We start from the raw sequence: 8625 nt of genomic DNA, 5'->3' as shown, positions 1-8625 counted from the left end.
TGGGCGTGGTGTAGCTGAAGTTGATGCCAACGCCCAGCGACCAGGGGAAGCCGATCTGGTAACCCAGCTCCAGGGTGCCCTCGAACTCGTCGGCACTGGGGCCGGCGACGATGTACTTGGCCCGGCCGGAGTGGAACCACTCACGGGTCAGCCGGTTGCGGTCCAGGGGGAACACACCATTGAGGAAGGTGTCCCACTGCTGGATCGTCAGGGTCCGATCCTGGCCGTCGACCAAACTCAGCTCGTTGTCCAGACCTGCGTGTGAGGTGCCCGTGCTCGCGAACAGCGCCGCGACGGCCGCCACCAGCGCGACCAGCACCCGACTGAATGCCTTCATGTTCTCCCTAGCTGTGTAGTACGGCTCAACCCGTGGGTTCACCGTGTTCCTTGGTGCGTGGCACTGTCGCTAAACCACACACCTCGCAAGACCTCCATGTGAGCGGAATTAGAAATCCCACATGCTGTTCTTACGTTTTGCTCATCGTTGACAGCAGAAACATAACGGGGAGGCATCCACCCGGCAACGCAAGCGCACTGTCGCGCGTGGCCGTGTCAGGAGTCGGACGAAGTTTGCTGAGGCGCCATGACGCTGCACTGGCGCGCTGCCGCGGGACTAGTACGGCCGGGACGACGGGCCCTGGCCCCGCACACCGCGGATGTTCGCCAAATGTGCGGCAGGACCTGCTATTTCCCAGGTTAGATGCGAAATCACAGCTCAGGCATGGTGCGGCGGAACATTGTCCCGCAACCAGCGCTCGCGCTCTGCCTCCTCGGCAGGTGCGGCATCGTCGCGTTCGTCGCCAGTCGTATCGGGAATGGAATCACCGAAAATCTTGTTAACTAGATGTCGCTTTGGCTGCGTGGGCTCGCTCACAACGAACCTTTGGTGTGACGAAGATCACATTCCGGAGTTCGTAGCTGTTCATACTCCGGTAACGCAAGACGGGCCCACGTGTCAACCGTTGATGACAGTCGTGAATGCCGCCCAGACCTGCTCATTGGGCAGGCGGGCGGCATTGGCGAGTGCAACGGTTCAGATCTCCAGGCTGGATAGCTGGCCGATGATCTGGGTCGCCAGCGGACCCAATGTGGCCATGCCGTCGCGCACCGCGCCGCGTGACCCGGCGATGTTGACCACGAGGGTGCTGCCCGAGATTCCTGCCAGGCCCCGCGAAACACCCGCATCGACGATGCCGGCGGACAAGCCCGACGCGCGCAGCGCCTCGGAGATGCCGAGAATCTCGCGATCCAGGATGGTGGTGGTGGCTTCCGGCGTGACGTCACGCGGCGTGACACCGGTGCCACCGACCGAGATGACCAGATCGACGCCGCCGATGACGGCGGTGTTCAGCGCGTTGCGGATCTCGATCTCATCGGCGGAGACCACCACGACACCGTCGACGACGAAGCCGGCTTCGCCGAGCAGTTCGGCGACCAGCGGTCCGCTGTGATCTTCCTCGTCACCGTGCGCAGTTCGGTCGTCGACGACGACGACGAGTGCACGGCCGACCAGTTCCCCAGGCTGTTCCATGAACGCAACCGTATATCCCGACGGCGACAGGGGCGTTGCCATTTTCAAGCCCGGGCGGTCCGCTGCGATGGTCACTGTGCCGCCTTCCCCAGCGTGACCTGCACCGTCTGCGGCTTGCCGGACGTGTCGAGGTAGGTCAGCGTCACCTGGTCACCGGGCGCCTTTGAGCGAACCGCGGCAACCAGAGCGTCGGCGCTGCTGATCACTCGGTCGTCCACCTTGGTGACGATGACGCCGCTCGGAAGCCCCGCCGCAGACGCCGCGCCACCACTGGTCACGTCGACGATCTTGGCGCCGTCGGCACCCGCGTCGTTCCCGACCTGGACGCCAAGGGAGGCGTGCGACGCCGTGCCGTTCTGGATCAGTTCGTCGGCGATGCGCTTGGCCTGGTCGACGGGGATGGCGAAGCCGAGGCCGATGGAACCGCTCTGCGACGACGCCGATTCTCCGCCGAGCGTCGCGATGGCCGAGTTCACGCCCACCAGCTCGCCGTTCATGTTGACCAGCGCACCACCCGAGTTACCCGGGTTGATCGCTGCGTCGGTCTGGATGGCATCGAGCACGGTGTTCTGGTTCTGTGCGTCACCGCCCGCGGCCACCGGCCGGTTGAGGGCGCTGACGATGCCCGTGGTGACCGTGCCCTCGAGGCCGAGTGGCGAACCGATGGCGACCACGTCCTGGCCGACCCGAAGGTTGGCCGACGAGCCGAGGGTGATCGGGGTCAATCCGGACGCGCCCTGCGCCCTCACGACGGCGATGTCACTGCTCGGATCGGTGCCCACCACGGTGAACGTCGTGGTGTTGCCGTCGGCGAAGGTGACCTTGGTCTGTGTGGGGGCGGGTGCGCCTGGGGCGCCTGAAGGAGCCCCGGCTGATCCGTCTTTGGCCGCGGCCACCACGTGGTTGTTGGTCAGGATCAGGCCGTCCGACGACAGGATGATGCCCGACCCCTCCTCCGACTGCTTTCCCATGTCGGTCTCCAGCTTGACCACGCTGGGAACCACCTTGGCCGCGACCTGCTCGACCGATCCGGCGGGCAGGCTGGCCGCGGGCACGGTGGGAGCCGCACCGATGGCGCTAGTGGAGATCGTCGGATGGTCCGGCCTTACCAATGTCGCAACACCGCCGCCGACGCCGGCCGAGACCAGCGCTATGGCGAGTGCGCCGATGGTCAAAGCCCCTGCGCGAGAACGCTTCCGAGGGGCGGGCGGCAGATGCGGACCGGGCATCCCCTGCGTCTGGGGGGCGCCGCGATACGGGTCATGAGGACCGCGGTAGGCCTGTTGCTGGGCGGTCTGTTGTTGGGTCGCATAGCGCCAGTCATAGGACTGCTGCGGTACACCGGGGCGCTGGCCGGGGTAGCCCGGCGCCACGCGGTCGTACGGGCCCGGGCGGTGACCGGGCGGTGGCGGCGGCGAATACCTCGGCTGATTCGTCATTGCTGGTCGGTGCTCTTCCCTGGAGTAGTTTGCGACAACCGTCTTACGAGTAGAACGATCGGCGCATCATGAGAGTGCCCCTCTGGTCTGAGAATCGACTTAGAGAACATTCGGCACATCCCGAGACTTTGCTTGAACTCCCGCCCGATTCACCCATTCTCGGCGCTCGTGTCGATCCCGTCCACCGCGTTCGGCGGGCGTGTCGCGCCGGGTCTGCCTGGCAGCACCACGTGAATCGACGCCCCCGGCGGATCTCCGCCGGGCACGGTGTCCTCGATCCGAAGCGTCCCACCGTGTTTCATCACGACCTGCTTGACGATGGCCAGACCCAGGCCCGAGCCTGGCAGCCCTCGCGCCGAGGTGGACCGGTAGAACCGCTCGAACACCAGCCTCCGCTCCTGCTGCGGGATGCCCGGCCCGTGATCCGACACGACGAGTTCGGCGTTGACCGCGTCGAACCGGATCAGCCGCACACCCACCCGACCGCCTGGCGGGCTCCACTTCGCGGCGTTGTCGAGCAGGTTGAGCACTGCCCGCGACAGCCCGGCGGCGTCGCCGTAGACCTGCCAGCCCTCGACGTACACGTCGAATTCAATGTCGTTGCGGCGCCGCCGAACCCGTTCCAGACTGCCGTTCACGACCTCCGACATGTCGACGGGCTCGTGAACCGTGACGCCGGCGTCGTCGCGGGTCAGATCGACCAGGTCGCCGACCAGTGTCGACAACTCCTCGATCTGGGCGATCACGTCGGACTGCAGACCGGCCATTTCCTCGTCGGGCAGGCGCGGCGCACCCGGCGCCATCGAGGCCATCAACAACTCCACGTTCGTGCGCAGCGACGTCAGCGGCGTGCGCAGCTCGTGGCCGGCGTCGGACACCAGTCGCGCCTGGCGTTCCCGCGACTCGGCCAGCGCACGCAACATCATGTTGAACGCCTCGGTCAGCCGGGCCAGTTCGTCGTTGCCATGAACCGGGATGGGCCGCAGATCTTCGGTACGCGCCACCCGCTCGGTGGCCTCGGTGAGCCTCGCCACAGGTCGCAACCCGGTGCGCGCGACCGTCCCACCCGCGATCGCCGCCACCGCCATGCCAAGCCCGCCGACGATGAGCAGGATGGTGCCGAGCCGTTTGAGCACCTCACCGGTGGGCGCCAGGCTCTTCGAGATCAGCAGTGAGCTGCCGTTGGACAGGTGGACGGCAAGCACGCGCTGATGGTTCGTGGTGCGCAGCGACATCAGCAGCTTGCCCTGGACGACGTCCTTCTCCGGATCACCGAGAGGTAGCGTCTGCCCCTCCTGGTTTGCGGTGAAGATCGTCCGGCCTGGGATCACCAGCATGGCGTTGACGTCGGAGTACGCCGTGCCCTCGATGGCCTTGCCGGGATCGGCGGCCAACGATCCGCTCTCGATGAGCAACCGGGCGCGGCTTTGCAGTTGGCTGTCGATGTCGTCGTACAGCGCCCGCGACACCACCGCGTAGACCGCGAGTGCCATCAGCACCACGACCATCGCCACCATCGACATGGCCAGCAGCATCACCCGCCACCGAAGCGAAACGGAACTGGCGTCGTGGAGGGAGGCTTGCAGCGGGGGCGCCCGGCGGAACGACTCCTTCCACGTCTTCACCACCGACATCAGGGTGGAGTCTCGCGCAGCACATAACCCACACCTCGTACGGTGTGGATTAGTCGCAACTCCCCCTCGGCTTCGGTCTTGCGGCGCAGGTATCCGACGTATACCTCGAGTGCGTTGCCGGAGGTCGGGAAGTCGAAACCCCATACCTCTTCGAGGATGCGGCTGCGGGTCAGCACCCGGCGCGGGTTGGCGATCAGCATCTCCAGCAACGAGAACTCGGTCCGGGTCAGGCTGATCTGGCGTTGCCCGCGGGTGACCTCCCTGGTGACCGGGTCGAGGCTCAGGTCGGAGAACGTCATGGCGGCGGAATCGGCGTGTTCGTCGACGGTCCGGCGGCGCAGCAGCGCGCGCATCCTTGCGAGAAGCTCCTCGAGCGCGAACGGCTTGGGCAGGTAGTCGTCGGCGCCCGCGTCGAGACCGGCCACCCGCTCGGATACCGAGTCGCGTGCGGTCAGCACCAGAATGGGCAGGTCATCGCCGCTGCTGCGGAGCTGACGGCAGACTTCGAGGCCGTCCAGCCTCGGCATCATCACGTCGAGAACCAGGGCGTCCGGTCGATCGCTGGCTATCCGCTCGAGGGCTTCCAGACCATCCTGGGCCAACTCGACGGAGTAACCATTGAAGGCGAGCGACCGGCGCAGGGATTCGCGCACAGCGCGATCGTCGTCGACGACAAGTATGCGCACAGCCACAGTGTCAACCCACTGTCTGAGAGGGGGCTGAGAGGCGCGCCGAGCTAGCGGCGGTCGAGGTCGATCAGGCCGAGGCGGGCGGCCTTGAGCAGCCGACGCGGCACCTTGTGCTGTTGACCGGCAACGTTGACGCCGACGAGATCGGTTGCAGTGGCCTTCCACTGCGAGCGACGGCTACGGGTGTTCGACCGCGACATTCTGCGCTTGGGCACAGCCATGATCGGCTCTCCTCTTCAATGGGATCAAAATCTGGTAGCCGCGCAGACCTTCGGGCGTCGGCAATTGCCCCTCAGGATAGCCGGTGAGCTGCGTAGCCTCCAAAAGGAGGGATTTCGGCGTGCTTTTCCGCACCCAGCGCGAGTGAACACGCCGAATCGCGGCTTGACGTGGGACCGGTGGTACCGACTAATCTACCGGGTGGTTGGTTGGCTGAATCAAGCTGATTAGGAGAACGAGTGAGCCGAGAAATCGGACCAGTTCGGATCGGCAATTGCTCAGGCTTCTACGGCGATCGGCATTCCGCGATGCGCGAGATGCTCATCGGCGGCGAACTGGACTACGTCACCGGCGACTACCTCGCCGAACTGACGATGCTGATCCTGGCGCGCGACCGGGCCAAGGCGCCCGACCGCGGCTATGCGAAGACGTTTCTGACCCAGCTCGAGGGGTGTCTCGGTACTGCGCTCGACAAGGGCGTTCGGATCGTCGCCAATGCCGGTGGCCTCAATCCCGCGGGGCTGGCCACCGCCGTCCGGGCGCTGGCCGACCGGCTCGGACTCGACGCGAAGGTCGCCCACGTCGAAGGTGACGACCTGATCGGCCGCGCCGCGGAACTCGGATTCGGAACGCCGCTCTCGGCCAACGCCTATCTCGGCGCCTGGGGCATCGTCGACTGTCTGAACGCGGGCGCCGACGTCGTCGTCACGGGCCGGGTCACGGACGCCTCGGTGATCGTCGGGCCCGCCGCGGCCCACTTCGGCTGGAACCGCACCGACTACGACGCCCTCGCCGGAGCGGTGGCCGCGGGCCACGTCATCGAATGCGGCGTCCAGGCCACCGGCGGCAACTACGCCTTCTTCACCGAAGTTCCCGACCTCCTCAACACCGGCTTCCCGATCGCCGAGATCGACGCCGACGGATCGTCGGTGATCACCAAGCATCCCGGCACCGGCGGCCTGGTCAGCGTCGACACCGTCACCGCACAGCTGCTCTACGAGATCGGCGGGGCGCGCTACGCCAACCCCGACGTGACACTGCGAGTCGACAGCCTGGCCCTGCGCGACGAAGGACCCGACCGGGTACGCATCAGCGGAGTCAGGGGCGAGCCGCCACCACCGACGCTCAAGGTGTCGCTGAACGCCATCGGCGGCTTCCGCAACGCGACGACGTTCGTGCTGACCGGCCTGGACATCGACGCCAAGGCCGACTTGGTGAAACGCCAGCTGGAGGCGAACCTCACGGTCAAGCCCGCGGAGCTGGAGTGGACGCTGGCGCGCACCGACCATCCCGACGCCGACACCGAGGAAGCGGCCAGCGCGCTGCTGCGCTGCGTGGTCCGCGACCCCGATCCTGCGAATGTCGGACGCCACTTCTCCTCCGCCGCAGTCGAATTGGCATTGGCGAGCTACCCGGGATTCACGTCAACCGCACCGCCGGGCGACGGCCAGGTGTACGGTGTGTTCACCCCTGGCTACGTCGACGCGACCGAGGTACCTCACGTCGCGATGCACGCCGATGGCACGCGCACCGACATTCCCGCCGCCACCGAGACCAAGGTGCTCGAGCCGGTCGGACCGTTCGCGTTGCCAGAACCGATGCCGTTCGGCGAGACCCGCCGCGCACCTTTGGGTTTCGTCGCCGGAGCACGCAGCGGCGACAAGGGCGGCAGCGCCAACGTCGGGGTGTGGGTGCGCACCGGTGAGCAGTGGCGCTGGCTCGCGCACACGTTGACCGTCGACAAACTGCGCGCGCTGCTGCCGGAGACGGCCGACCTGATGGTCACCCGCCACCTGCTGCCCAACCTGCGCGCGGTGAACTTCGTCATCGAGGGCATCCTCGGGAAGGGCGTGGCCTACCAGGCCCGCTTCGACCCGCAAGCCAAGGGCCTTGGCGAATGGCTTCGGTCCCGCCACATCGACATCCCACAGGAGTTCCTGTCATGAGCATCTGGACCACGCCCGAGCGCGAGGCACTTCGAAAGACGGTGCGCGACTTCACCGAACGCGAGATCGTCCCGAACATCGACGAGTGGGAACGCACCTGCGACCTGCCAAGGGAACTGCACCGCAAGGCAGGCCAGGCCGGCCTGCTCGGAGCGCAGTTTCCCGAGGCGGTCGGCGGGGGCGGCGGAGACAGTGCCGACGCGGTGGTCATCTGTGAGGAGATCCATCAGGCGGGCGCACCGGGCGGGGTGTTCGCCTCGTTGTTCACGTGCGGTATCGCCGTGCCGCACATGATCGCCTCCGGTGACCAACGACTGATCGACACCTACGTGCGACCGACGTTGTCCGGCGAGAAGATCGGCTCGCTGGCGATCACCGAGCCGGGCGGCGGGTCCGACGTCGGGCACCTCACTACCAGGGCCACCCGCGATGGCGACGACTACATCATCAACGGCGCGAAGACCTACATCACATCCGGCGTGCGCGCCGACTTCGTGGTGACTGCCGCCCGCACCGGCGGGCCTGGCGCGGCAGGTGTTTCGCTGATCGTCGTGGACAAGGCCGCGCCGGGTTTCGAGGTCACCCGCAAGCTGGAGAAGATGGGCTGGCGCTCGTCGGACACCGCCGAGTTGTCCTACACCGACGTGCGGGTGCCCGTGGCGAACCTGATCGGAGCCGAGAACAGCGGCTTCCTGCAGATCGCCGCCGCATTCGTCAGCGAGCGGGTCGGCCTTGCGGCGCAGGCGTATTCGAGCGCGCAACGCTGCCTGGACCTGACCGTGCAGTGGTGTCGTGATCGGGAGACCTTCGGCAGACCGCTGATCTCGCGGCAGTCGGTGCAGAACACGCTGGCCGAGATGGCGCGCCGGGTCGACGTTGCGCGGGTGTACACCCGCGCGCTGGTCGAACGGCAGGAACAGGGTGACACCAACCTGATCACCGAGGTGTGCTTCGCCAAGAACACCGCCGTCGAGTCCGGCGAGTGGGTGGCCAACGCGGCCGTGCAGTTGTTCGGTGGAATGGGCTACATGGCCGAGTCCGAGATCGAACGCCAGTACCGCGACATGCGCATCATCGGCATCGGCGGCGGTACCACCGAGATTCTGACCGGCCTCGCGGCGAAAACCCTTGGATTCCAGTCATGACACGAGCGAGTAGCGGAGCGGA

The 8625-nt window shown here is 66.6% G+C and carries 9 protein-coding genes; 2 read left to right on the top strand and 7 right to left on the bottom strand.

Translation table 11 applies throughout. The annotated features are described in order from the left end of the window. The 7 genes from HNP02_RS42660 to rpmF form a co-directional block, all read right to left on the bottom strand. A partial coding sequence (locus tag HNP02_RS42660) for an MspA family porin (RefSeq protein WP_375373661.1) occupies positions 1 to 337 on the bottom strand: 337 nt, incomplete at its 3' end. 378 nt (positions 338 to 715) lie between these two features. Beyond that, the gene (locus HNP02_RS12510) at positions 716 to 874 is read right to left on the bottom strand and encodes a hypothetical protein (protein ID WP_184438672.1); all 159 of its coding nucleotides are present in this window, start codon (positions 872 to 874) and stop codon (positions 716 to 718) included. A gap of 159 nt (positions 875 to 1033) precedes the next feature. After that, positions 1034 to 1573, bottom strand: a complete 540-nt coding sequence (locus HNP02_RS12505; protein WP_375373667.1) for a molybdenum cofactor biosynthesis protein B — start codon at positions 1571 to 1573, stop codon at positions 1034 to 1036. 29 nt (positions 1574 to 1602) lie between these two features. Continuing rightward, positions 1603 to 2970 carry a S1C family serine protease gene (locus HNP02_RS12500; protein ID WP_184438670.1) on the bottom strand — a complete coding sequence of 456 codons (1368 nt, stop codon included), beginning with the start codon at positions 2968 to 2970 and terminating at the stop codon, positions 1603 to 1605. Positions 2971 to 3119: 149 nt separating this feature from the next. Beyond that, complete coding sequence (locus HNP02_RS12495; RefSeq protein ID WP_375373666.1) at positions 3120 to 4595, bottom strand: ATP-binding protein; 1476 nt, start codon at positions 4593 to 4595, stop codon at positions 3120 to 3122. An 8-nt stretch (positions 4596 to 4603) separates the two neighbouring features. Then, a complete protein-coding gene (locus HNP02_RS12490; RefSeq protein WP_184438666.1) occupies positions 4604 to 5290 on the bottom strand; it encodes a response regulator transcription factor in 687 nt (228 codons plus the stop codon). 50 nt (positions 5291 to 5340) lie between these two features. Beyond that, on the bottom strand, positions 5341 to 5514 hold the full coding sequence (gene rpmF, locus HNP02_RS12485) for a 50S ribosomal protein L32 (RefSeq protein ID WP_184438664.1): 174 nt from the start codon (positions 5512 to 5514) through the stop codon (positions 5341 to 5343). Between the two features lie 249 nt (positions 5515 to 5763). Between rpmF and HNP02_RS12480 the strand changes: the two genes are divergently transcribed. Together HNP02_RS12480 and HNP02_RS12475 are read left to right on the top strand one after the other, a co-directional pair. Next, entirely contained in the window at positions 5764 to 7458 is a 1695-nt protein-coding gene (locus HNP02_RS12480; RefSeq protein WP_375373665.1) for an acyclic terpene utilization AtuA family protein, read from the top strand. Further along, positions 7455 to 8603: an acyl-CoA dehydrogenase family protein gene (locus HNP02_RS12475; protein WP_184438660.1), complete on the top strand. Its 1149-nt coding sequence runs from the start codon at positions 7455 to 7457 to the stop codon at positions 8601 to 8603. The genes HNP02_RS12480 and HNP02_RS12475 overlap by 4 nt, the downstream gene beginning before the upstream one ends. Positions 8604 to 8625 lie beyond the last annotated feature (22 nt).

It is taken from the genome of Mycobacterium sp. AZCC_0083, assembly GCF_014202335.1.
GTDB lineage: Bacteria > Actinomycetota > Actinomycetes > Mycobacteriales > Mycobacteriaceae > Mycobacterium.
The sequence above is the reverse complement of the archived record's forward strand: the minus strand, read 5'-3'. Positions and strand labels throughout refer to the sequence as shown.